At 70.2% G+C, this 24,323-nt stretch carries 19 protein-coding genes; 9 read left to right on the top strand and 10 right to left on the bottom strand.

The window, feature by feature from the left end; genetic code table 11:
• The first annotated feature begins 61 nt into the window (after nucleotides 1-61).
• Genes OG538_RS12525 through OG538_RS12515 form a run of 3 tightly spaced genes read left to right on the top strand, consistent with a single transcriptional unit; the run spans nucleotide 62 to nucleotide 3,423 of the window.
• Nucleotides 62-1,633, top strand: coding sequence for a CDP-glycerol glycerophosphotransferase family protein (locus OG538_RS12525; RefSeq protein ID WP_406093030.1), 1,572 nt, complete (start codon nucleotides 62-64; stop codon nucleotides 1,631-1,633).
• A gap of 3 nt (nucleotides 1,634-1,636) precedes the next feature.
• Nucleotides 1,637-2,353, top strand: a complete 717-nt coding sequence (locus tag OG538_RS12520) for a 2-C-methyl-D-erythritol 4-phosphate cytidylyltransferase (RefSeq protein ID WP_406093028.1) — start codon at nucleotides 1,637-1,639, stop codon at nucleotides 2,351-2,353.
• Entirely contained in the window at nucleotides 2,350-3,423 is a 1,074-nt protein-coding gene (locus OG538_RS12515) for an NAD-dependent epimerase/dehydratase family protein (RefSeq protein ID WP_406093026.1), read from the top strand. The genes OG538_RS12520 and OG538_RS12515 overlap by 4 nt, the downstream gene beginning before the upstream one ends.
• A gap of 128 nt (nucleotides 3,424-3,551) precedes the next feature.
• On the opposite strand, the gene OG538_RS12510 is transcribed toward OG538_RS12515, so the two are convergent.
• From OG538_RS12510 to OG538_RS12495, 4 genes are all read right to left on the bottom strand, one after another.
• Nucleotides 3,552-4,382, bottom strand: coding sequence for an acyltransferase (locus tag OG538_RS12510; RefSeq protein ID WP_406093024.1), 831 nt, complete (start codon nucleotides 4,380-4,382; stop codon nucleotides 3,552-3,554).
• On the bottom strand, nucleotides 4,379-7,126 hold the full coding sequence (locus OG538_RS12505) for a discoidin domain-containing protein (RefSeq protein ID WP_406093022.1): 2,748 nt from the start codon (nucleotides 7,124-7,126) through the stop codon (nucleotides 4,379-4,381). The genes OG538_RS12510 and OG538_RS12505 overlap by 4 nt, the downstream gene beginning before the upstream one ends.
• A 79-nt stretch (nucleotides 7,127-7,205) precedes the next feature.
• Nucleotides 7,206-8,309 carry a pyridoxal-phosphate dependent enzyme gene (locus tag OG538_RS12500; RefSeq protein ID WP_406093020.1) on the bottom strand — a complete coding sequence of 368 codons (1,104 nt, stop codon included), beginning with the start codon at nucleotides 8,307-8,309 and terminating at the stop codon, nucleotides 7,206-7,208.
• Nucleotides 8,310-8,389: 80 nt separating this feature from the next.
• Nucleotides 8,390-9,787: a glycoside hydrolase family 18 protein gene (locus OG538_RS12495; RefSeq protein WP_406093018.1), complete on the bottom strand. Its 1,398-nt coding sequence runs from the start codon at nucleotides 9,785-9,787 to the stop codon at nucleotides 8,390-8,392.
• A gap of 303 nt (nucleotides 9,788-10,090) precedes the next feature.
• Here OG538_RS12495 and OG538_RS12490 point away from each other — a divergent pair, with 303 nt between their 5' ends.
• From OG538_RS12490 to OG538_RS12470, 5 genes are all read left to right on the top strand, one after another.
• Nucleotides 10,091-10,843: a GntR family transcriptional regulator gene (locus tag OG538_RS12490; protein ID WP_406093016.1), complete on the top strand. Its 753-nt coding sequence runs from the start codon at nucleotides 10,091-10,093 to the stop codon at nucleotides 10,841-10,843.
• 282 nt (nucleotides 10,844-11,125) lie between these two features.
• A complete protein-coding gene (locus OG538_RS12485) occupies nucleotides 11,126-11,326 on the top strand; it encodes an SPOR domain-containing protein (RefSeq protein WP_406093015.1) in 201 nt (66 codons plus the stop codon).
• Nucleotides 11,327-11,381: 55 nt separating this feature from the next.
• Nucleotides 11,382-11,786, top strand: coding sequence for a (deoxy)nucleoside triphosphate pyrophosphohydrolase (locus tag OG538_RS12480; RefSeq protein WP_406093013.1), 405 nt, complete (start codon nucleotides 11,382-11,384; stop codon nucleotides 11,784-11,786).
• 176 nt (nucleotides 11,787-11,962) lie between these two features.
• Nucleotides 11,963-12,391 (top strand): ATP-binding protein, encoded by a 429-nt coding sequence (locus tag OG538_RS12475; protein WP_406093011.1) that lies wholly within the window; start codon nucleotides 11,963-11,965, stop codon nucleotides 12,389-12,391.
• A gap of 207 nt (nucleotides 12,392-12,598) precedes the next feature.
• The gene (locus OG538_RS12470) at nucleotides 12,599-15,163 is read left to right on the top strand and encodes a SpoIIE family protein phosphatase (protein WP_406100098.1); all 2,565 of its coding nucleotides are present in this window, start codon (nucleotides 12,599-12,601) and stop codon (nucleotides 15,161-15,163) included.
• Between the two features lie 12 nt (nucleotides 15,164-15,175).
• Here OG538_RS12470 and OG538_RS12465 read toward each other — a convergent pair whose 3' ends face one another.
• From OG538_RS12465 to OG538_RS12440, 6 genes are all read right to left on the bottom strand, one after another.
• Nucleotides 15,176-15,889 (bottom strand): PspA/IM30 family protein, encoded by a 714-nt coding sequence (locus OG538_RS12465; RefSeq protein WP_406093010.1) that lies wholly within the window; start codon nucleotides 15,887-15,889, stop codon nucleotides 15,176-15,178.
• A gap of 57 nt (nucleotides 15,890-15,946) precedes the next feature.
• Complete coding sequence (locus OG538_RS12460) at nucleotides 15,947-18,076, bottom strand: TPM domain-containing protein (RefSeq protein WP_406100097.1); 2,130 nt, start codon at nucleotides 18,074-18,076, stop codon at nucleotides 15,947-15,949.
• 350 nt (nucleotides 18,077-18,426) lie between these two features.
• The gene (locus tag OG538_RS12455; protein WP_406093008.1) at nucleotides 18,427-19,629 is read right to left on the bottom strand and encodes a glycoside hydrolase family 1 protein; all 1,203 of its coding nucleotides are present in this window, start codon (nucleotides 19,627-19,629) and stop codon (nucleotides 18,427-18,429) included.
• A 104-nt stretch (nucleotides 19,630-19,733) separates the two neighbouring features.
• A complete protein-coding gene (locus OG538_RS12450; protein WP_406093005.1) occupies nucleotides 19,734-20,645 on the bottom strand; it encodes a carbohydrate ABC transporter permease in 912 nt (303 codons plus the stop codon).
• A complete protein-coding gene (locus OG538_RS12445) occupies nucleotides 20,642-21,634 on the bottom strand; it encodes a carbohydrate ABC transporter permease (RefSeq protein ID WP_406093003.1) in 993 nt (330 codons plus the stop codon). The genes OG538_RS12450 and OG538_RS12445 overlap by 4 nt, the downstream gene beginning before the upstream one ends.
• A gap of 5 nt (nucleotides 21,635-21,639) precedes the next feature.
• Nucleotides 21,640-22,890: a sugar ABC transporter substrate-binding protein gene (locus OG538_RS12440; RefSeq protein WP_406093001.1), complete on the bottom strand. Its 1,251-nt coding sequence runs from the start codon at nucleotides 22,888-22,890 to the stop codon at nucleotides 21,640-21,642.
• A gap of 255 nt (nucleotides 22,891-23,145) precedes the next feature.
• Here OG538_RS12440 and OG538_RS12435 point away from each other — a divergent pair, with 255 nt between their 5' ends.
• A complete protein-coding gene (locus OG538_RS12435) occupies nucleotides 23,146-24,135 on the top strand; it encodes an acetylxylan esterase (protein WP_406092999.1) in 990 nt (329 codons plus the stop codon).
• Nucleotides 24,136-24,323 lie beyond the last annotated feature (188 nt).

The raw sequence follows: 24,323 nt of genomic DNA, 5'->3' as shown, positions 1-24,323 counted from the left end.
GTTCACTGGGGATGCTAGTGCTCTCCGGTTCCTGATTGTTGACAACGGGCGCGAATTCCCGGTGAACTCTCGGCAAATCGACGCCGGGAAGCACCGCCTGGAGATCAACGTCACCAACTTCGAGAACCGACGTCAGGTGCCCAACGGCACGTGGCGGATCGTCCCGGTGATCGGTGATGAGCGACTTCCCGCCGCCGGCTTCGACCTCAAGGAAGCGGATCGACTGGACGTCGATTCCCGCACCTTCCTCTATGACCGGAACCGCTCCGTCTATGTAATCGCGTTCGGCATTTCGGACGACGACGAGAGCCCCGAGTTCCTTATGCGGACGTACCAGCTGTTCCGCAGCGCGGGCGCGGCCAAGAGCCCGGTGAAGAAGCCGCTCCGCAAGCGAATATCACTGAAGGTGATGCCGCGGGCTCGACGCCGCAAGATCGCCAACCAGTTCTACGCTGCCGCGCGCCGTCTGAATCCGCCGCGCGGCAATCGCATTTTGTTCGCCTCCGAGATGCGTACCGGACTCGGCGGAAACCTCGCGCGCGTCCATGACCGGATGATCGAGCGGGGCCTCGACGAGAAGTACACCTTCCGTCACTCGTTCCGTGTCCCCTCCACGGCGAACAAGTGGAGCACGCTGCGGCTCATCTACCTGCTCGCGACGTCGGACACCGTGCTGATGGACGACTACTTCGGGCTTCTCGCGAACCTGAAAATCTCGCCCGACACCAAGATCATCCAGCTCTGGCACGCCGGAAGCGGGTTCAAGGCGGTCGGCTACAGCCGGTTCGGTAAGTACGGTTCGCCGAAGCTGTCCAACGCCCACCGCAAGTACACCCACGTCATCACCGGGTCCAAGCACCTTGTGCCGGTGTACGCCGAGGCGTTCGGCATCGAGGAGTCGGCGGTCGTCCCGACCGGCCTGCCCCGCATCGACACGTTCCTCGACAAGGAGCGGTCCCAGAAGGTCTCCGACGACTTCTTCGCCTCGAACCCGCAGCTCAAGGGCAAGAAGATCGTGCTGTTCGCGCCGACCTTCCGCGGGAAGAGCATCGGCGACGCGCACTACGACTACGACCGCATCGACTTCGGGAAGCTCCACGAGGTCTGCGGTGACAAGTACGTCGTGCTCTTCCGGATGCACCACTTCATCGCGGAGGCCCCGCCGATCCCCGCCGAGTACGCGGACCGGCTGATGGACTTCGCGTCCTTCCCCGACACCAACGACCTGCTGCACGTCACCGACGTGCTCGTCACCGACTACTCGTCGGTCATCTACGAGTACACGCTGCTCGACAAGCCGATCCTGTTCTACGCGTACGACAAGGACACGTATTCGGTGATCCGCGGATTCCACCGCGACTACGACACCGTTGCCCCCGGCAAGATCTGTGTGACCTTCGACGAGCTGCTGAAGGCCCTGCAGGACGAGGACTTCGACCTCTCGAAGGTCGAGGAGTTCCGTCGGGAGAACTTCGACTACGTCGACACCAACTCGGCGGACCGTGTCATCGACTGGCTGGTGGTCGGAGAGCACGGTGGCAATGAAACCGGCGGTCGGCCCGGATGGCTCGAACCCGTCCCGGACGACACCACGGTGGGCGACCAGCCGCTCAGTGATCAGTCAGAGGAATAAGTCATGAACGTTGCGTTGCTTTTCGCCGGTGGTATCGGCTCAAGGATGAACTCCCGCGCCCTCCCCAAGCAGTTCCTGGAGGTCAACGGCAAGCCGATCATCATCCACACCCTCGAGCACTTCGAGGCGCACCCCGAGATAGACGGCATCGCCATCGCGATACTCGCCGAGTACCGCGAGTACATGGAGAAGCTGCTGAAGCGGTACGAGATCCAGAAGGTCAAGTGGATCATCGACGGCGGCAAGACCGGCCAGGAGTCGCGGCACAAGGCGCTCGAGACGGTCTCCGCCGACTGCCCCGACGACACCGTCGTGCTGATCCACGACGGTGTGCGGCCCCTGATCGACGCGAAGTTGATCAGCGCCAACATCGAGACGGTCCGTGAGCACGGCTCGGCCATCACCTGCACCAAGTTCAACGAGACCGTGGTGTCGAGTGAGCACGAGCACATCGACGACGTGATCCCGCGTGACCACATCTACGCCGCGCAGGCCCCGCAGAGCTTCCGGCTCGGCGAGATCCTCTCGCTGTACAACCAGGCGGTCGCGGAGGACGAGCACGACACCATCGACTCGTGCTCCCTCATGCACCGCTACGGGCGCAAGATCTACCGAGTGGTCGGCCCCCGCTCGAACATCAAGATCACGACGGCCGAGGACTTCTACCTCTGCCGGACGTTCTTCGAGATCCTTGAGAACCAGCAGATCGTAGGTACGTGATTCCAGTGACCACCGTCTCCAGCCCGGTCGTGGCGCACGACCTCGACGAGATCCTCGACCGTGACCTGCCGTGGAGCGAGCTTTCCGGCCGCACCGTGCTGGTCACCGGCGCGAGCGGCATGCTGCCGTCGTACGTCGTCTACACCCTGCTCGCACTGAACGACCGGCACGGCGCGGGTATCACCGTGCACGGTCTGGTGCGGAACGAGGAGAAGGCCAGACGACTGCTCGCGGACGTGCTCGACCGCCCGGACTTCCACCTCGTGGTCCAGGACGTGTCGGCTCCGCTCGAACTGCCGGGTCCCGTCGACTACGTGATCCACGGGGCGAGCGCCGCGCGGCCCGCGCTGCACGGCAGCCAGCCGGTCAGCACGATCAAGGCGAACCTGCTGGGCACCTTCAACCTGCTCGACCTCTGTGTGGAGAAGGCCGCCCGCGGATTCGTGCTGATGTCCTCGGCAGAGGTCTACGGGGCCCAGCCCCCGGAGACCGAGCTCATCGACGAGCAGAGCTACGGCGGCTTCGACATCCTCAACCCCCGGGCCTGCTACGCCGAGGGAAAGCGTGCCGCCGAGACGATCTGCTCGACCTATCAGGCGCAGTACGGCATCACCAGCCGTGTCGTCAGGTTCGGGCACGTCTACGGGCCGGGGATGGCGCTCGACGACGGCCGGGTGCAGGCCGACTTCGCGGCGAACGTGGTGGCCGGCAAGGACATCGTGCTCAACAGCGACGGCTCCGGCGTGCGGACCTACACCTATGTGGCCGACGCCATCGCGGGGCTGTTCTACGCGCTGCTCCGCGGCGAGCAGATGGCCTACAACGTCGCGGACCCGTCAGGGCTCGTCTCGATCCGGCGGCTGGCTGAGCTGTTCACCGAGGTGCGCCCGGAGCGTGGACAGCAGCTCCGCTTCACCAACGAGTCCGACGCGCGCGCGTACAGCCTCACCAAGAAACAGGGTCTGGACAGCTCGCGGCTTGCCGCACTCGGCTGGAACCCGGTGGTCGGTCTGCCGACCGGGCTGGACCGCATGGTGACGCATCTGGAGTCGAGCGCCCCGGGTCTTTAGCGATCCCGCGTCGGGCCGCCGACGCGCAATCGTGAACATCATCAGAACGCCCATTGCCCCGGGCGCGGACGAAGGTCCGCACCCGGGGCAATGGGCGTTCTGTCACCGCATCGCCGGACGTGGGCGATTCAGGAGGAGCGCAGCTTCCTGGCCAGCTTCCGTACCGGAGCCGGAAGGTAGTGGACCAGCCGCCGCCGAGCCTTCGGCTGCGCCCGGATCACGGGCTTCTCCGGGACCGCGTCGTCATCGGTGACGTTCCAGTACTGAGGGGACTTCTCACCCTTGCGCGGAAACTGCTCGTTCGGGCGGCGATGAACGACCTCGGGGCGCTCCCAGGCGATGTTCCGCCGTACCACGCGCGCCGGTGAGCCCACCGCGGTGCAGTTGTTGGGAATCGACTTCGTGACGACGCTGCGGAAGCCGATCACCGAGCCGTTGCCGATGGTGACGCCGCCCATCACGACCGCGTGCTTCGCGATCCAGACGTGCTCGCCCACGACGATCGACTGGGACGGGTTCACGCGCTTCTCGGTACGCACGTCGAAGATCGGGTGGGTGTCGTCACCGCGTACCTCGATGTTCTTGGCGAACATCACGTCGGCACCGATCGTCACCGACACGCCCTCGACGGCGGAGATGAAGGTGCGGCCGGCGCAGCCCACGTTCTCGCCGATCCGGATCCGGGACTCGTGTCCACAGCGCAGTTCGAAGCGGAGGCCTGCGCGCTTCTTCGTGGTCTGCTCGATCTCGATCTCGCCGTTGTCTCCCGTGAAGGTGACGAGCAGATCCTTGATGTCCGCCTGGGGACTGATGACGAGTCGGTTGTTCGACCCCTTGAACCGGATATCGATCTTGGTTTCGAGGAGTTCGCCGTCATAGACAATCTCGTTACCTTGATCGTCCTTGTAGCGCTCCAGCTTGTGCAGTTGCAGCATCGTGATCTGAGGGGTGTCCTTCACCGGGTCGGCGGCGGGACCTGCCCCTCGTACCTCCGTTCGAGCCTGCGATTTCGGCTCAAGCTATCAGATGACACTGGTGCTGAATATTGGCGTGAACGGATCAATCCTGGGCTCCGCAATGACTGCCGCCGAGGTCCGCCGCGTGCGTCCTGAGGCCGCGTGACCCTCAGCTCCCGCACCCCCGCCGGCTCGTCCGCGTCCGCCGAACGGACCGTCACCCGGACCTCGCGGGCCGGCGCCCCGGCCCGGTACGGCAGCCAGTTCCTGCCGTCGGCCGAGGTCTCCAGGCGGTACGAGGCGGGAGCCACGTCCGTCCACTCGGGCGTGATGCCCGTCACCGGGGCCGTACGCCCCAGGTCCACCGTCAGCGAGCCCGCAGCCCCGTCGGGGGCCCAGGCCGTCGCCGCACTGCCGTCGACGGCGGCGGCCGCGTACAGGCCGGGCGTCTCGGACGTGGCCGTAGCCGGGCGGCAGCGGGCCGCGTCCGTGGTCGGGGTCAGGTCGGGGCGCCGGGTGGGGAGGGTGAGGGTGGTGGACAGGGAGCGCGGGCCGGACGGCGTGTGGAGGGTGAAGGGGGCGCCCGAGGTGAGGCGGACCTGGGTGGTCCGGGGGCCGATCGCGATGTCGTACGTACGCCCCTGATAGCGCAGGCCCGTCAGACTCACGCCCTCGCCCAGCTGCGGCGGCAGCATCGGGTCCAGCCGCACCCCGTCCTCCCGCAGGCGCAGACCCGTCAGCCCGTGGGTGAACACCTGGAGGAAGCCGCCCTTGCCCGTGAGGAAGTCCTCGGCGGGGAAACCGGACAGCGGGTCCTGCGCGCCCGCCTTCGCGCCCCGTGCCTCACTGAAGAGGGCGTACGGGCCGCGCATGAAGGGGCGCACGGCACGCTGCAGATACGTGTACGTGGCACAGCCCGGCTCCCCGATCGATGCCGCGTCGATCGCGTGCACCGAGTCCGTCATCGCCGGGCCGTCCGGATCCGTGCGCGCCGCGTAGTAGTCGAGCGTGGCGGCCGCCGCACCCGCCTCCATCGGCCATTCCAGGGGATGGATGAGGAGCACCGTGTCGGCCTGCTTGATCGTCGAGCCGTCGTACCCCGCGTACTGGAGATAGAGCTTGCGGTCCGCGTCGTACGGGATGCGCAGGCCGTCCGCGACCTCGGTCCACTCGGCGGGGGCGGGATGCCCGAGGAGCTGCGCCGCGCGGGTGGCGTTGCGCAGGGCGGTGGCCGCGACGGCGTTGGTGAACACCCCGTCCGTGACGCCGTTGCTGTACTCGTCCGGGCCCGCCACCTCCTTGACCGAGTAGCTGCCGTCGTCGTTCGCGGTGGCGCGCGAGACCCAGAAGTCGGCGATGCCCTGGAGCATCTGCCAGCCGTGGCCGGCCAGCCAGTCGCGGTCGCCGGTGGCCAGGTAGTACTGCCAGACGGCCAGCGACACATCGCCCTGGAGGTGGTTCTGGGTCACGCAGTGCGGCGGGTTCCAGCTCTGGCACTCGGACCAGAGATTGCCCCTGCTCGCGCTGGTCCACGGGTAGAACAGGCCCTTGAACCCGAGCTTCTCGGCGTTCGTACGTGCCTCGTCGCGGGTGCGGTAGCGGTACTCGACCACGGAGCGGGCCAGCTCGGGCCGGGTGGCGAGCAGCCCCGGGTACATCCACGTCTCGGCGTCCCAGAAGACCATGCCCGCGTAGTTGTCGCTGGTCAGCCCTGCCGGTGCGACGCTGTCGCGGGACCCGGCGCGGGTGGAGGCGAGGAGCCCGTACTGCGCGGAGCGCAGCCACTTCTGGAGGTCCGGGTCCCCCGGCACGGACACGTCGGCCGACCAGTCGCGGCGCCAGGCGGCGGCGTTCTCGTCAAGGACGGTGGCCCAGCCGCGCCGTGCCGCACGCCGGGACGTCTCACGCGCGGTGGTGCGCGGGGCGCGCGAGGTGAGCGCGGTGTCGATCCCCACGTACTTCTCGAACGTGTACGTTCGCCCGGCACTCACCCGGGACGCGTGCCCGTTCGCACCGGCCGGGCGCACCGTCTGCACGATCGCCCCCGCCGTCCCCGTCCCGCGGGTGCGGAACGTTCCGTCGTCCGCCAGGTCGATCCGGCGTGCGCCGCGCGGGTCGAGCCGGCCGGTGACCGTCGCGGTGCCCGTCCAGTGCGGGGTCATCCGCAGCCGTACGGCACCGGTGTGCACGTCGGACCGGTCGGCCAGCACCTCGTACGTCAGGTCGGTCGCGCGGCCGTCGGCCATGGTCCAGCGCAGCGATGTACGCACCAGTCCGCAGCGCAGGAACACCGTCCGGCGGTACCGGGAGATCCGCTCGGCCGGGGTGGAGGCGCCGTATGTCTCCCCGCCGACCCGCACATCGAGGTTCGTCCAGCTGGGCAGCGCGGCGACCACGTCGCGGCCGGCCGCCAGGTCCTCCTCGCGCCCGAACAGCCCGGAGACGAACGCCCCGTCGTAGCGCGGCGTGTACAGCGGCCAGCCGGTCTTCTCCTCGCGTTCGGCGTACCCGGCCCCGGCCGCCGGTACGCGGTGCCCGAGGTATCCGTTGCCGACGTAGGGGTCGTAGCCGGCGGCCTCGCCGTACGCGGTGGACGTCAGGGCCCAGGAGGGGTCCGTGTCCCGGCCGCAGGCCACAGGGGGAGCGGAGCGCGACGGCGGGCCGGAAGCGGCCGCGGCGGGCGGCAGGGGTGCGATCAGGGCGCAGGCGAGGAGGGACGTGAGGAGAGAGGTACGCGAGAGGCTCACGGTACGAACGTAGGGAAGCGGGGGCGATGCGGTGGGGCACGGCGCGCGGGTGAACGGCTGACACGCGGACCGCGGCCCCTCAGGCGGCGAGGCCCGTCTTGAGGCCGGCGCCGCACAGCGGTACGACGACGCTGCGGTCCGTCCAGCCGCCCACCGCCGCCCAGCAGGCCACGCCCGTCGTCTCGACGTAGAGACCGCGGGCGGCCAGGTCCCGCTGCGCGGTGCGGATCCGGTCCTCGGTCACGGTGAGGAAGGTGCCGCCCGACTCGCGGACCGCTGCCAGGATCGCCCGGGCGCGCGGCGGGCGCGGGATGGCGATGCCCTCGGCCAGGGTGGCGGAGGTGGTGGTCCCGGCCGGGACGTCGAGGAGGTCGGCGGCCCCCGCATGGAAGGCCGCGGCCAGCGGGGAGACGGCCTCCGCCTGGACGGCGATCAGCGCGGGGCGGGTGTCGATCAGCCCCTGGGCGAGGAGCTCCGCGGTGGCCAGGGCGGCGCCGAGGAGGAGCGTGCCGTTGCCGACCGGTACGGCGATGGCGTCGGGGAGGCGTCCGCCGAGGTCCTCCCAGAGCTCGTACACGTACGTCTTCGTGCCGTGCAGGAAGTACGGGTTGAAGACGTGCGAGGCGTAGAAGGTGCCGGGTGCGTCGGCGGCGGAGCGCGCGGCCCGCGCCGTCGCCTCCCGGTCCCCGGGGACGACCTCCAGCCGGGCGCCGTGGGCCAGGATCTGCTCGGTCTTCTTGGGGGAGGTGCCCTCGGGGACGTACACCGTGCAGGGCAGTGCGGCCCGGGCGCAGTACGCCGCGACGGCCGTGCCCGCGTTGCCGCTGCTGTCCGCGACGACGCGCTCGGGGGCGAGGCCGCGGGCCAGTTCGGCGAGCATCACCGCGCCGCGGTCCTTGAAGGAGAGCGTCGGCATCAGGAAGTCGAGTTTGGCCGAGACCGTGCCGGTGAGCGGAACGAGCGGGGTGCGGCCCTCGCCGAGGGTGGTCGTGGGGGAGGAGAGCGGCAGGACCTCCTCATAACGCCACAGGGAGTTGACCCTGCCGGGCAGCTCGCCGGGCCGCAGTGGGCCCGCGCTCTCGAAGTCCAGGTCCCACGGGCCGCGGCAGACCGGACAGCACCAGGTGAGCGAGGTGACGTCGGCACGGGTGCCGTCCTGCGGGCAGCGGTACGTGGTGGCCATGGCGGCCAGCATGCCAGCCCGGACGGCGGGGCGGGGTCCGGGGCGGCTGCGCCGTCGCAGCCGCCCCGGGAAGAGGGTCCCTACCGCTGGGAGAGTCCGCGGTCGACGGCGGTCATCAGCTCACCGTCCTCCGTGTCACCGTCCAGCGACCAGAACATCGCACCACCGAGCCGGTGGTCGCGGATGTACGCGGTCTTGGTGCGCAGGACCTGCGGGTCGTCGTACGTCCACAGGGTGGTGCCGTCGAACAGCCAGGCGCTGCCGTCACGGACATTGCGGTGGACCGTGTACGTACCGGATTCGGCCAGCTTCTTGAGAGCCTTGTAGTCCTCGTAACCGGCTGCCCAGGTGGCGGGAGCGGGGGCCGTGGCGGGTTGGCCGAGGCCGTCTCCGCCGCCGGTCACACCGGTCCAGCCCTGTCCGTAGAACGGCATCCCCATCACGAGCTTGCGGGCCGGGGCGCCACGCTGCAGCCAGGCGCGCACGGTCTGGTCGACGCTGAAGTCGCCCCTCGCGTAGAGCGCGGACTGCTGCGCGGTCGTCTGCTCGCCCGATACGTGGAAGTCGTAGCCCTGGAGGTTCACGAAGTCGAAGTCCCGCATGATGCGCGGGACGTCGAAGCCGGCGTCGATCTTCTCGGGGGACGTGGGCACGAACGCCGAGAGGTCGTAGTGCCTGGGCTTCGATCCGTGGTGGCCACCCTTGCGCGAAGCCGCGCTGCTCTTCGCGTACGCGTCGAGCTGGGTACGGAACTCGTGCACCAGGGCGGTGAAGTTCCGCTTGTCCTCCGGGCGGTACACGGTGTCGGAGTCACCGGCGGATCCCGGCCATTCCCAGTCGATGTCCACCCCGTCGAAGAGGCCGGCTGCCGCGCCCTCGCCGCCGCGGGTCCCGTCCACCGGCAGGTTGCCCTTGATGTACAGGTCGATGCAGGAGGAGACGAACGCCTTGCGGGAGGCGGCCGTTCTGGCGGCGTCCGAGAAGTGCGTGGACCAGCTCCAGCCGCCGAGCGAGATCATCACCTTGAGGCCGGGGTGCTCGGCCTTGAGCTCGCGCAGCTGGTTGAAGTTGCCGGCGAGGGGCTGGTCGTCGGTGTCGGCGACGCCGTCCACCGAGCCGGCGGCGTCCAGCGGGCGGACGTAGTCGGCCCAGGCGTCGGCCTCGCCGGGCACGTTGCCCGTGAAGCACTTGCCGTCGGCGCTGACGTTGCCGAACGAGTAGTTGATGTGGGTGAGCTTGGCCGCCGTGCCGCTCGTCTCCAGATCCTTGACCTGGAAGTCGCGTCCGTAGACGCCCCATTGGGTGAAGTAGCCGACGCGCTTGTAGGCGGGCGCCGAGCTGTGGTGGCTGTCCTTCCCGTGGTCCGCGCGGCGCTCCTGGCCGTGTCCCGCGGTGGCGTTGGCGGCGGGGGCGAGGGTGGCGGCCAGCGAGAAGGCGCAGGCGGCAATGGCCAGTCCGGACAGGGTTCTTCGACGCATGAGGCCCGTTCCTGTGCGTGTGCATGCGCGGAGGCATGTGCGGGAGGTACGTGGTCGTGCCGTGGGAAGGCATGTGCGGGGGGTGCGTGCTGTGCCGTGTGGAGAGGAAGCTATTGGTCTGGACCAAACGAGGTCAAGGGGTGCGGCGAACCGGGACGGCCGGGGGTGCCGTGGCGGCCGGGGCGGGATATGCGCACGCCGGGGACGAATCATCACTTCGAGTGAAACTCTGGCCTGCGCTTGCAGTCTTGAACCGACGGTTGCGACGCTGTTGCAGTCTGTCAACCTCTTGGGGAGTGGCCTGTGACTTTCGGTGAGCAGCCCGCCTATCTGCGCGTTGCGAGCGATCTGAGAGAGAAGATCGTCAACGGTTCGCTGCCGCCGCATACTCGCCTGCCGTCGCAGGCGCGTATCCGCGAGGAGTACGGCGTCTCGGACACCGTCGCGCTGGAGGCGCGCAAGGTGCTGATGGCCGAGGGGCTGGTCGAGGGCCGCTCCGGCTCCGGCACCTATGTGCGGGAGCGCCCGGTCCCGCGCCGGATCGCCCGTTCCGGCTTCCGGTCGGAGGCCGGGGCCAGTCCGTTCCGGCAGGAGCAGACGGCGGAGGGTGCGCGCGGGACCTGGGAGTCCCGCAGTGAACAGGAGGGCGCGAGCCCGGAGATCGCCGAGCGGCTCGGGATCGAGCCGGGCGACCGCGTCATGCGCACGCGCTACGTGTTCCGGGACGCCGGCGAGCCGATGATGCTCTCCACCTCCTGGGAGACCCTCGCGGTCACGGGGCGCACCCCGGTGATGCTGCCGGAAGAGGGCCCCCTGGGCGGCTGCGGGGTGGTCGAGCGGATGGCCGCGATCGATGTCGTCGTGGACAACGTGGCCGAACAGGTCGGCGCGCGCCCGGGGCTGGCGGAGGAGCTCCTGGCGCTCGGCGGGGTGCCGGGGCACGTGGTGATGGTCATTGAGCGGACGTTCTACGCGTCGGGCCGCCCGGTCGAGACCGCTGACGTGGTGGTGCCGGCCGATCGCTACCGGATCGCCTACCACCTTCCGGTCCGGTGACCGTGCTCGCCCGGACCTCTCGGCCGGGCGTCCGCCGCGCGTGACGGCTTGTCATGTCCCTTTCGCTGGGGCCCGTTCGGGTCTGCGGGGGTGAAGCGGGAGACTGGGGGCGCATCCAAAAGGATGCGCCCCCAGTGCGTTGGTCCACTCCTGGCCGGATCGGTGCCTCTTTGTGCAATTACGCATGCGTTGAGTAAAGGTCAGGCGTAGGCTCGGGCATATGCGTACTGCGGTTTCCTGGGGATCCTTAGAGACGTGCACGCCGTTCAGGGGAGGGGCGCAATGCTCGGTAGGGGCGCGATGAGCGACAGCGGTGCCGTGCTCCCTTGGCTGGTGATACGGCAGGACGACAACGGCAACCGCTACCGCGTGGGCAGGTATGCCACGCAGGACGAGGCGCAGCGGACCGCGGACAAACTGCAGGACCGCGGCCACAAGCAGCTCTACTGGGTGGAGCGCGCAGGGCAGACCGCCCGCCCGTAGTGCGCCCCTTGCGGCGCTTTCCAGGCGTTCGTGACGGGGTATTACGCTCCGCACCATGACAGATCGCGTGGTGGTGGCCGGGGCCGTCTTCGACCGGGGGCGGCTGCTGGCCGCGCGCCGCAGTGCTCCGCCGGAGCTGGCCGGCCGATGGGAACTGCCCGGCGGCAAGACGGAGCCGGGGGAGAGTGGCGAGCAGGCGCTCGTCCGCGAGCTCCGCGAGGAGCTGGGCATCGAGGCGGAGCTGCTGGAGCGCATCCCCGGAGCGTGGCCGCTCAAGCCCGGCTATGTGCTGCACGTGTGGACTGCCCGGCTGGTGTCCGGTGTGCCCGCGCCGCTTCAGGACCACGACGAGCTGCGCTGGCTCGGACCGGGCGAGAGCGGCACGGTGGACTGGCTGGAACAGGACGTGCCCGCGGTCGCGGAAGCCGTACGCCGGCAGCCCGGCGGCGCACATCGCTGAGTGGAGCGCCCGGCCCCGGTCCTGTGCGCCCCCTTCCTTACACGTGCAGCCGTTCGTGCGCGCGCCCCTACACCCGTACGCCCCACGTGTCGACAGCGGCGGTATTTCGTCACGTATTTCGGGTATGTGGTGTTTAGCCCCGGCAAACAGGGCGTTCCCGCTGCTGGTCTTGGGACGTGAACGGCGTGATCGATACCGAAGGCGACTGCGCCGAGTGGAGCTTTCCGGCTGTTCCCGGTGCCGTGCGCACGGCACGACACGCCGTCCACGAGGCACTGCGCTCCTGGGGGCTGGACGCGACCGTCGGTGACGTGACGGTTCTGCTGGTCAGCGAGCTCGTGACCAACTCGATGCGGTACACCGCGGGACCCATCGGGGTGCGGCTGGTACGCCCCCACCCCGATGGCGAAGGCACCGCGGCACACCCCGGCCTGCTCGTGGAAGTCTCCGATCCGCTTCCGGATCCACCTACCGAACGTACGGCTGGACCCGACGACGAGGGCGGCCGAGGACTGCAACTCGTGGCGTGTTCGGCCCGCCGCTGGGGGACCCGGCGTGGAAAGAGCGGCAAAACGGTGTGGTTCGAGCTGGCCCTGCCTGGTTAGGAGTGAGGTGGGACGAACAGCGATCACGGAAAGCCGGTCGGAATCGGCCGGTCAGAATCTGGCCGAAACGGACTGAGACCGTGCTGTGATCGTGAACGCCGTGTCGGTCGGGGCCGTAGTGCTGAATACTGCGGGCAGGACCGGTCCGGTGTGTGAGCTGGAGGGGACGGTCGCGTGAGCGAAATACCTGGGACAGCGGGCGACGTCGTGTGGCAGAGCAGTCCGCCTGGCTCGATCTACGACTACATCAGGGTCGCCTCCTTCTCGATCGGCCCCGATGGCCTGATCGAGCAGTGGAGCCGCCGGGCCGCCGGCCTCTTCGGCGTTGCCGCTCACGAGGCCGTGGGCAGGGACCCGGTCGAGGCCTTCATACCCGCCGAACTGCGCCAGGACGGCCACCGGCGGGTCGGCGAGGTGCTCGACGGCAAGGAGTGGACCGGCCTCGTCCCCTTCCGGATGCCGGGCGAGGACGCCGTGCACGGGCTCGCCGAGATCTATGTGATGCCGAGCGAGACGCGGACGGGTGAACGGGCCGCCGTCTGTATCGTCGTGGACGTCCGCGCGCTGCGCCTCATCGAGACGGACCTCGCCGCCTCACAGGCGATTTTCGGACAATCCCCTTTCGGCTTCGTACTGTTCGGCACCGACCTCACCGTGGTGCGTTCCAACGAGCGGTTCGCCACGGTCTTCGGCGGCCGGGCGGACGACCACCGCGGCCGCACGGTCGACGACTACCTCACAGGCACGGAGGCGGCCAGGCTGACGGCCACGCTCGAACACGTCCTGGCCACGGGCAACTCCGTCACCGACCTTCAGCTCGTCGGTACCGCTCCCGGCGACACCGAGCGCCGCCACTGGTCGATGAACCTCTACCGGGTGCACAGCGGATCGGGCCGTCCCATCGGCATCGCCGGACTGGCCACCGATGTGACCCGGCGCCACATCGCCGCCCGCGAGGCCGCCAGCGCCCGGCGCAACCTCGCCCTGCTCAACGAGGCGAGCGCCCGCATCGGCAACTCCCTCGATCTGGAGACGACCGCCCGCGAGCTCCTCGACGTCGCCGTACCCGGCTTCTGCGACCTCGCGTCGGTCGACCTCTACCAGGCCCTGCTCACCGGGGAGGAGACGGCGCCGGGCAGCGTGGGCTCCCCGCACCGGGAAGCGGTCGGCGGTTCCGCGGAACTGCGCCGCGTGGCCTATGCCAGCGCCGTGTCCGACGCCCTGCCCGAGTCGGCGGACGCCTCGTCCGACGCCGAACCCCGGCCCGCCGACAGCCCGCCCGTGCTCGGCGCCGTGCACCGCTACTCCTTCGGTTCGCCCTGCGCCGTCGCCCTGCGAACCGGCCGTGTGGAGGACGTGCCAGGCGACGACCGCGGCTTCGTCCAGTCCACACTCGCCGTGCCGCTGGTCGCCCACGACACCGTGGTCGGCCTCGTGCGCTTCTCGCGTACGAAGGGCAGCGAGCCCTTCGGTGAACGGGACCGCGCCCTGGCCACCGAACTGGCCGCACGCGCAGCCGTCTGCATCGACAACGCCCGCCTCTACCGTCGTGAGCACGAACGCGCGCTGATACTCCAGCGCAGCCTCCTGCCCCCCGGCGACCCCGAGGCGGCCGGCCTCGACATCGCCTGCCGCTATCTGCCCGGCAACACGGCGACCGAGGTGGGCGGCGACTGGTTCGACGTGATCGAGCTCCCCGGCCACCGCACCGCCCTCGTCGTCGGCGACGTCATGGGCCGCGGACTGCGCGCCGCCGTGGCCATGGGCGAACTGCGTACCGCCGTACGGACCCTGGCGCTCCTCGACCTGGAGCCCGCCGAGGTGCTCTCCGCGCTCGACGAGGTCGCCCGGGGCCTCGGCACCCCCGGCGCGGGCACCTCGTCCGATGTGGGCGGCGGCGCCCAGTGGCCCTCGCGGGCCGCCCACAAGTCGCGCGAGGCGGACCTCTCCGAGGTCTACCTGGCGACCTGCATCTACGCCGTCTACGACCCCGTCACCCGGCGCTGCACCTTCGCCAACGCAGGCCACCTCCCGCCCGCCGTCGTCGAGCCGGGCGAAGCCGCGCTGCTCCTCGACGTCCCGCCGGGCATGCCGCTCGGCGTCGGCGGCGAGCCCTTCGAGGAGGTCGAGGTGGAGCTCAAGGAGGGCGCCCTCCTCGCCCTCTACACCGACGGCCTCGTCGAGTCCCGCGACCATCCCCTGGACGAGGGCCTCGAAGCGCTGCGCGGAGCCCTCGTCGAACCGGACCGGCCCCTCGAAGACGTCTGCGACCACGTGCTGAGCTCGCTGGACACCCGGCACGGCGAGGACGACATCGCTCTGCTGATGGCCCGCATCCAGGGGCTGTCGGCCGACGCCGTCGGCGACTGGCGGCTGCCCCGCGAGCCCCGCTCGGTCGGGCGCGCCCGGGAACTGGCCCGCGGCCGGCTGATCGCCTGGGACCTCGACGACCTGGTGGACACCACTGAACTGCTGGTCAGCGAGCTGGTCACCAACGCCCTGCGGTACGGCGAGGGCGAGATCCGGCTCAGGCTGCTGCGCGATCGCACCCTCGTGTGCGAGGTGTGGGACGCGGGCCTCGTCCAGCCGCGGCGCCGGCGTGCCCGCGACACGGACGAGGGTGGCCGCGGACTCCAGCTGGTCGGGCTGCTGAGTGCGGCCTGGGGATCGCGCAGGACACCGCGCGGCAAGACCGTCTGGTTCGAACTCCCGCTGCCCGACGGCGCACCGGTCGCCGAGCGCACGGTGGAGGAACTGCTCAGCATGTTCTGATTTCGGGCCCTCTCACGCAGAGGTCTTCAGCGCGGCGAGGCGCGCCTCCACCTCGGCGCTGTCGCCCAACGCGTCCAACTGCTCGAACTGGGCGTCCAGCGACGACGCGGCGAGCTCCTGCTTGCCGAGTGCCCTCGCCTCCTCGCGCCGCACCTTGTCCTCGAACCGGCTGATCTCGCTGGTCGGGTCCAGGACGTCGATGCTCTTCACGGAGTCCATCATCTGGTTCTGGGCCTGGGCGGACTTGGCGCGGGCGACCAGCTCGTCACGCTTGGACTTCAGCTCCGTCAGCTTCGCCTTCATCTGGTCCAGGCCGGACTTCAGCTTCTCCACCACCTCGGTCTGGGCGGCGATGGTGGGCTCCGCGGTCCTCGCCTCCTTCTCCGACTGGAGCTGGCGGCCGAGCGCGATCTTGGCCAGGTTGTCGAACTTGTCGGCCTCGGGACCCGACCCGCCCGCCCGCAGTTCGTCGGCCTTGCGGCTGGCCGCGAGCGCCTTGCCGCCCCACTCCTGGGCCGCCGCCACGTCCTCCCGGTGGTCCTGCTCCATCAGACGCAGATTGCCGATGGTGGCGGCCACGGCCTGCTCGGCCTCCGAGATGTTGGACGTGTAGTCGCGGATCAGCTGGTCCAGCATCTTCTGCGGGTCCTCCGCCTGGTCGAGCAGGGCGTTGATGTTGGCCTTCGCGAGCTGGGTGACGCGTCCGAGGATGGTCTGCTTGGTCATGGCACCTCTCCTGAGTGTCCGGTTCTGCTCTGCAAGGTGATGTGTACGGGTGGCCTTTCAGAAGCGGCCGCCACCGCCCCGCCGGCCGCGCGTCCCGCCGCCGCCGAAGCTGCCCGGACCGCCGCCCCCGAAGCCACCACCACCGCCGTACCCGCCTCCGATCCCGCCGCCCGCGAACCCGCCTCCCCGGCCGCGTCCGCCGCCCAGGAGCCCGCCGAGGATGATCCCGCCGAGGACCGCGCCGCCCATGCCCCCGCCCCCGCCGCCCGGCATTCCGCCGCCCTGACCGCCACCCCCGTACGCGCGCACGTCCTGTTCGGCAAGGCTCCGCGCCTCACCGGCCAGGGCGTCGGCCCGCTGCGCCTCGGCCAGCGCGGCCTGCGGATCGTCCGCCCCTGCGAGCTCACGGGCCCGCTCCAGCCGTCGCTGGGCCTCCGCGAGCCGCGTCCGGGCCCGGGTGCCGACCGCACCCCGGTTGGTGGTGACGTAGTCGGCGGCGGCGGCGACCGAGGACCGCGCGGTGAGCGTCGTCCGGTCGAGCAGGGCGCGGGCCCGCCCCTTGCCCTGCTCCTGCTCGCGCGCACCGGCCAGCGCCTCGTCCAGCACCGCGTCCGCCTCCTCCACCCTGCGCAGGGCGTCGATCGGGTCGTACGCCCCCGCCCCCATCTCCTCCCGCACATCACGGACCACCGACTGCGCGCGGGCGATCCGGCCACGGAGGTCGGCGGTGGACACCCCCTGCGCCGTGCCCTCCAGCAACCCGCCCGCGTCGGCCAGGTCCGTCCCCGTCTCCGTGAGGGCGGCCGGCAGCCTGGCCGCCGCCTGGTCCAGCTCCTGGGCGCGCCGGTCGACGGCGTCGACGAGGGTGGCCGCCTGGCCGACCGCACCCTCGGTGGCCCGTACGTACACCGCCGCCGCGTTGTCCCCGCCGTCCACGGCCTGTCGGGCCTGGTTGAGCGACGACGTCGCGAAGACGAGGCGGTCCTTGGCCTGCTCGATGCCGTCCGCGACCGGGGCCGACGCCGACTCCGCGTACCGGCCGCGCAGGGCGGCGAGCGTGGCCTGGGCGGCGGAGACCCGGCCGGCGAGCGAGCGGAACGCGGCCTCGGCCGCCGTGAGCGCCTGCGGGGCGTCGCGTTCCAGCTCCCTGAGCCGGTCGAAGTCCTCGGAGACCGCGTCCAGCCGGGCATCGGCGTCTGCGCAGCGGCTGATGATCTCGTCCAGCATCCGCCGACGCGTGGCGTCGTCCTCCGGGAAGGCGTCGTCGAGCTGCTGGCGCACTCGGAACGCAGCCGTCAGCTCGCCCCTGGCGTAGGCGACCGCCTCGGTGAACGGCGCGGCGGCCTCCTCGCCGAACTGGGCGGTGGCGAAGCCGAGTTCCTCGTCGCTGGTGCGGACCGCGTCGTCCGTGTCGACGAGCGTCTCCTTGGCCCGGGCGTCGAGTTCGGGGAGCGGGGTGGGCGGCTGTTGCGGCTCGTCCGGCCCGCCCCCGGCCGGCCCCCAGCCCGTCGCGCCCGGTGTCGTACGCGTGGTGGCGCGCCGCCTGCGCCGGGTGAACGCGTACGCGGCGACCGCCCCGGCACCGCCGACGAGGACGATCGGCAGCACCAGGTCACCGGTACTCGTCCCGCCGGACGTCCCCGCCCCGGGGTCGTCGGCGCCCGGGGTGATCGTGGGGGTGGGCACGGGCGCACCCGTCAGAACGGCGGAGTACCCGTCGGCGGCGCCGATCGCGGCCCCCGCCCAGTCGTTCTCCCTGAGCGCCGGCTCGATGGCCGTGCTCGCCACGTCCTGGAGCTGTGCGTCGGTGAGGCGGGAGTCCTGGTCGACGGAGTAGGCGTACTGCCGGTCGTGGGTGGCGACGGCCAGCAGCACGTCGTCGCGGCCGAGTCCGTTGCGGTCGGCCGTCGTGTCGGCCCAGTCCTGCGCGGACCGCCCGGAGAAGTCACGGACGTACGCCACGAAGAGCTGGACGCGCCGCTGGTCGTAGAGCCGGTCGAGCGCGGTGACGACCTGGGCCTTGCGGTCCCCGAGCGCGCCCACCCTGTCGGTGATCTGTCCGTCGCGGGACAGCGTGATCGGCCCGTCCGCGCGCGCTGCCGGCGCGGGGCACAGGGCCAGCCAGCACACCGTCAACAGCACGGCGAGCAGGGCCCGGCCCGGTATGAGGGTCCGGGTTCGGCTCACAGGCGGCGTCACGTTCGTGAGGCTATGTCCGCCGCAGGTGGCCCGCGACCCGGCGGGGGACCGCAGCACGCGTCCTGGCGGAACCCCCCTCCACGTCGTACAGGTGCGTCCGTCACCGGGTCCGGCTCCGCACGGAGGTCTTCCGGCGTACGGCGAGTGACGGGTGCGGCGCCGCGGCCCGCCGTCCAGTCGGGTGACGGGACGGACGAGCTCCGTCCGGTGCCGGGCCGGCAGGGTTCGGATGCGGCCGCGTCGCGTCGGTACCGCGGTACGGGAGCCGGCGGAGGTCAGGTTCCACCGGCTCCCCGTACGGGCGGGAGCCGTCAGGAGCTCCCGGTCGGGGGCCGGTGTCAGCCGGCGTCGCGCGGCAGGGCGCGCGTCCGGCCCATCTCGCCGAGCCAGACGGCGGACGGCTTCGGCAGCCGCTCGAACGTCTCCGGGTTCCAGCCGATGAGGCCGAAGGCGGGCTTGTAGGAGCCCCACTCGTAGTTGTCGAGCGCGCTCCACGCCAGGTAGCCCTGGATGTTGAGGCCGTCCTCCAGCGCGGAGGCGACCTCGTTCAGCGCGCCGGTGTAGTAGTCGATGCGACGGCTGTCGACATCGGTGGCGATGCCGTTCTCGGTGACGATCAGCGGCATGCCGTGGCCCACGACGTCGGCGGTGTGGCGCAGCGCGTAGCCGACGGCGGAGGGGTAGTACTCCCACTGCGTGAGGGTGCGCTCGACGTCGTCCGCGGTGGGGATCGGGCCGTCGGTTCCGATCATGGTCCGGGTGTAGGACTGCACGCCGATCCAGTCGTCGCCGCGGGCGGCCTCGATGAAGACGTCCTCGCGGGGGTGGCGGTAGGCCGCGGTGACCTCTTCGGCGCCGGGGAGGGCCTGGTAGACCTGGTTGGCGATGGTCCAGCCGACCTGGATGTCGGCGTTGATCGCCCTGACCTCCTTGACGGCCGCGTGGTGGGCGGCGATCACGGCCACGGTGGTCTCGTCGTCCGGGGTCGGCAGGCCGGCGGGCGGGAAGCCGGTGTCGCCGCGCTTGGCCTGGCCCGCCATGACGGCGATCATGTTCGGCTCGTTGATGGTGCAGACGTGGCTGACACCTTCACCGATGACCGGTGCGCAGGCCGCGACGTAGCGGGCGAACAGCTCGGTCGCGCCCTCGGAGGTGAAGCCGCCGCGGGCCTCGAACCACTGGGGGACGGTGAAGTGGTGCAGGGTGACCATGGGGCGCAGCCCGCGCTCGATGGCGCCCTCGACCATCCGGCGGTAGTGGGCGAGCTCGGCCCGGGAGAACCGGCCCTCGGCGGGCTCGATACGGGCCCACTCGATGGAGAACCGGTAGTCGGTGAAGCCCAGTCCGGCGAGCACGTCCATGTCCTCGCGCCAGCGGTGGTAGCTGTCGCAGGCGTCCAGGCTGGGCTCCTGGATGTGGGTGCCCGCAGTGTGCTCCTTGACCCACCAGTCGCTGTTGGTGTTGTTGCCCTCGATCTGGTGGGCGGCCGTGGAGGCGCCCCACAGGAAGCCTTCGGGGAACGGGACCTGGGTGTGCGTCATCGCAAACTGTCTTTCTGGTGCGTGAGGGGTGCGGCCGGCGCGGTGGGTGCGGGGTGCGCGGCCTCGTACGTGTCGGTGGGGCGGTGGGGCCGCCCCGGGGCGGGCTACTTCATGCCCGCCGTGGCGATGCCCTGGGTGAAGTGCCGCTGGAGCGCGATGAACACGACCAGGACCGGCAGCACGATCAGGAAGGACCCGGCCATCAGCATGCCGTTGGAGCCGCCCGCCTTGTTGGGGTCGGTGGCGAACGTCGCCAGGGCGACCGGGAGGGTGTACTTGTCGGGGTCGTTGGTCGCGATGAGCGGCCAGACGAAGTTGTTCCAGGACCCCAGGAAGGTGAAGATCGACAGCGTCGCCAGGGCGGGCTTCACCAGCGGCATCACGATCCGCCAGAAGATGTACCACTCGCCGGCGCCGTCCATCCGGGCCGCTTCCAGCAGCTCGTCGGGGATCGACTGCATGAACTGCCGCATGAGGAAGACCCCGAAGGCGCCCGCCGCGAACGGCAGCACCAGTCCGGCGTACGAGTCGATCAGACCCATCTTGCTCATCAGGACGAACAGCGGCAGCAGCATCAGGTTGCCGGGCACCATGAGGGCGCCGAGCACCAGACCGAAGATCTTGTTGCGGCCGGCGAAGTTCAGCTTGGCCAGCGCGTACCCGAGCATCGAGCAGAACACCAGGTTCGAGACGGTGACCAGCACCGCGACGATCACCGAGTTCATGAAGTACAGCGGCAGATCGAGCTTGTCGAGCAGGTCCCGGAAGTTGTCCAGGGTCCACTCTGTCGGGATCCAGACGGGCGGACTCGCGGTCAGCTCGTTCGACGTCTTGAACGCGGACAGGGCCATCCACAGGAACGGCGCCGACATGATCAGCAGGCCGAACGAGAGCAGGACGTAGACGAGGACCCGCTTCAGCGACCGCGGCCGCTTCTCCCCGCCCGGCTGCTCGGCGTCCCCGGGCTTCTTCGGCGGCGCCGTGTGGACGGCGCCCGGTGCACTGGTGGCGCTCATTTCGTGTTGTCCTTCAGCAGTCGGAGCTGCAGCACCGTGATGCCCATGATCACTACGAAGAGGACATACGCCATGGCGCTCGCATAGCCCATGTGGAAGAAGTTGAAGCCCTCGCGGTACATGTTCAGCGAGACGGTGAGCGTCGAGTCCGAGGGCCCGCCCTGCGTCATCACGAACGGTTCCTCGAAGACGTTGAGGTAGCCGATGGTGGTGATCACCGTGGCGTAGAGCAGCGTGGGCCGCAGCAGCGGCACGGTGATGCCCTTGAACTCCTGCCAGATGTTGGCGCCGTCCAGCCGCGCCGCCTCCCGCACCTCGGTGGGGATGGCCTGCAGACCGGCGATGAAGAGCACCATGACCGTGCCCAGGTTGCGCCAGACCGCCATCGCGATCATCGACGGCATGGCGAGCTTCTCGGAACCGAGGAAGTCCGGCGCGGTGAGGCCCACCTCGGAGAAGAGACCGGCGATGAGACCGTCGCTCGGATCGAGGACGAAGCGCCAGACGACGGCGACCGCGACGATGGTGGTGACGACCGGGGCGTAGAAGCCGACGCGGAAGAAGGTCCGGGCCCGGTCGATGCCGTTGTTCAGCAGGACGGCGACGACCAGTCCGAGGAGGATCGTCAGCGGGACGCCGACGACCACGAAGTACGCCGTGTTGAACAGCGACTTGAGGAACTTCTCGTCGCTGAACAGCGCGGTGTAGTTCTCGAAGCCGATGAAGTTCGCGTCCAGCGGGTGCGTCACGTTGCGCAGCCCGAAGTCCGTGAAGCTCATCACCAGCGTGGCGATGATCGGGACGGCCATGAAGACGAGGAAGAGCACGAGGAAGGGAGTGGAGAACAGCCAGCCGGCCATGTTCTGCACGCCCATCGCGGGCTTCCTGCGACTTCGGGAACCCTTCGGCCCGGTGGCCGGGGACGCGGTGGCCCCCGGCCCGGCCTGCACCTTGGCCGCGTGCGCGGCCTTTCCGGTCGTGGTGCTCATGGCTGCTACTTCACGAGGCCTTCGATCTCGGACTGCGCGGTCTTCAGCGCGTCCTCGGCGGACGCCTTGCCCTGGGTCACCTTCGCGATGGCCTGGTCGACCTTGTCGGTGATCTCGGTCCAGTTGGGCAGCGACGGGGTGGGCTTGGCGGTGTCCATCTGCTTCTTGAAGATCTGCAGGTCGGCGTCGTCGGCGAGGTCACCGGACGCCCAGGCGTTGGTGTTCGCCGGCAGGTCCTTGGTGCGCTTGTACCAGTCGGCCTGGCCCTTGGTGTCCGTCAGGTACTTGATGAACGCGGTGGCCGCGGCCTTGTGCTCGCTGTCCTTGGAGACCACCAGGGAGGAGCCGCCGGCCTGGGCGAGGGAGTCCTTGTCGGCGGGGATGTTGGCCACTGCCCACTTGCCCTTGAGCTGCGGCTGGCCCTCGTTCAGGAGGGTGACGTGCCAGGGGCCGCCGAAGAACATCGGGACGCGGCCGTTGCCGAAGTCCTTCACGACGTCGTAGCCGGGCTGCACGGACTTGTTGGAGAGCCCCTTGTCGAAGTACGAGCCGTACTCCTTGAGCGCCTTGACGGCCTCGGGGCTGTCGATGACGACGTCACCCTTGTCGTTGAGGATCTCGCCGCCGGCCGAGTACAGGAAGGCGTAGAAGTTCTGCACCGTGTCCAGGCCGCTGGGCTGGATGGACAGGCCCCACTTGGTGTCCGCCTTCTTCTGGTAGGCGGTGGCGAGGTCCCGCAGCTCCTTCCAGTCGGTCGGAGCCTTGGTGATGCCGGCCTTCTCGGCCAGGTCGGTGCGGTAGTAGAGGACGCGGGTGTCGACGTACCACGGCACGCCGTACGCCTGGCCGTCCACCTCGCCCTGCTGCCAGCCGGCCGGGAAGAAGTCCTTCTCCTGGAAGGTCTTGGTGTCGACGGGCTCCAGGACACCGAGCTCGGAGAACTCGCCCATGTACGTGCCGCCCATCTGCGCCACGTCCGGCATGGTGCCGGCGGCGGCCGCGGAGACGAGCTTCTGGTGGGCGACGTCCCAGCCGACCGGGGTCACCTTGACGGTGATGTTCGGGTTGGCCTTCTCGTACACCCTGGCCACGTCCGCGAGCTTCTCGCCCTCGGCCCCCATGGCCCAGACGGTGAGCGTCTGCTTGCTGTCCGCGGCGACGTCCTTGCCACCGGAGCTGCCGCACGCGGTGAGGCCGAGGGAGAGCACGACAGCGATACCGATGCCGGTGGAGGCGGTTCTGGCGGTGCGGGACATGGAGGGCTCCTCCTTGAGCAATCCGGATGTATGCGCTGCCTGTAAGCGCATACATCACTCTGCGGCAGAGATTCGGAAATCCGCAAGAGGGTGCTTGGTCACACTCGTGCAACGCGGGCGACATCTGAATGTTCAACTTGGAACGGTAAGCGCGATGTGTGGAGTAAAAGTGAGGGTGTGACCGATTCCGCACCATTGATTCCCAGGGTCGAAATGGGTCCGCACCGCGAAACGAGCGGCGATAGTGTCGTGATCATGACTCCGTTCGTGCACGACTTCCCCTTCGATCCGGCCTACGGGCGCACCCTCGACGAGCTGGCGGCCGTGCCGGCGCCGCCCGCCCCCGACGACTTCGCGGACTTCTGGCGGGCCCGGTACGACGCGGCCCGCAAGGTCGCGACCGACCCGGAGGTGGGGCCGGTGGAGGACGAGCGCGACGGCGTGCGGATCCACGGTGTGACGTACACCTCGGTGGGCGGGGTGCGCCTGGGCGGCTGGCTGGCGCTGCCGGTGGAGAGCGCGGCCGCGGAGCCGGTGCGCCACGGGTTCGTCATCGGGCACGGGTACGGGGGCCGTCAGGAACCGGGGCCCGACGTGCCGCTGCCACTGCCCTCGTCGGCGGCGATCCTGCCCTGCGTACGGGGGATGGGGTCGCGCGGTCTCGTGGCGGGCATCCCCGACGTCTCCGCGGAGCATGTGCTGCACGGAATCGAATCGCGTGACACCTATGTCATCGGAGACTGCGTGGCGGACCTGTGGTGCGCGGCCTCCGCGCTTCAGGAGCTGGTGCCGGAGCTCGGCGGGCCGGGCAGGCTGGGCTACCTCGGCGAGAGCTTCGGCGGCGGACTCGGTGCGCTGGCCCTGCCGTGGGACGACCGCTTCGGGGCGGCGCAGCTGACGGTGCCCACGTTCGGCAACCACCCGCTGCGGCTGACGCTGCCGTGCGCGGGGAGCGGGGAGGCGGTACGGGGACACCGCCGCGAGCACCCCGGAGTCGTGGACGTGCTGCGGTACTTCGACGCTGCGACGGCCGCGGGGTTCGTGGAGCTGCCGACGCTGGTGGCGGCCGCGCTGTTCGACCCGTCCGTGCCGCCGCCGGGCCAGTTCGCCGTGCACAACGCACTGGCGGGGGAGCGGGAGCTGCTGGTGCTGCCGGCGGGGCACTTCGAGTACGAGGAGCTGGCGCAGGACGTGGCCGGGCTGGTGGCGGCGCGCAGCACGTTCTTCGGGAAGTGGCTGGAGTAGCGGGCGTCGGTAGGTGCGACGACCTGGTCCAGGTGGCCGGAGGTCCTCGCTGCCCGGAAGGAAGGCGGTCGAACCGGAGGTCGAGCGGCGGGCGGTGATCGCGGCGAGGGCGGCCGGCTCCCGCGGGGCGAACTGCGAGCAGCTGGGCGCCGCCTGGAGGATCAGCCGCCGGGCAGCCGCCAGAGGTG

Source organism: Streptomyces sp. NBC_01013, assembly GCF_045162765.1.
Taxonomy (GTDB): domain Bacteria; phylum Actinomycetota; class Actinomycetes; order Streptomycetales; family Streptomycetaceae; genus Streptomyces.
Note: the sequence above shows the minus strand (reverse complement) of the source record. Positions and strands in the feature narration are given on the sequence as shown.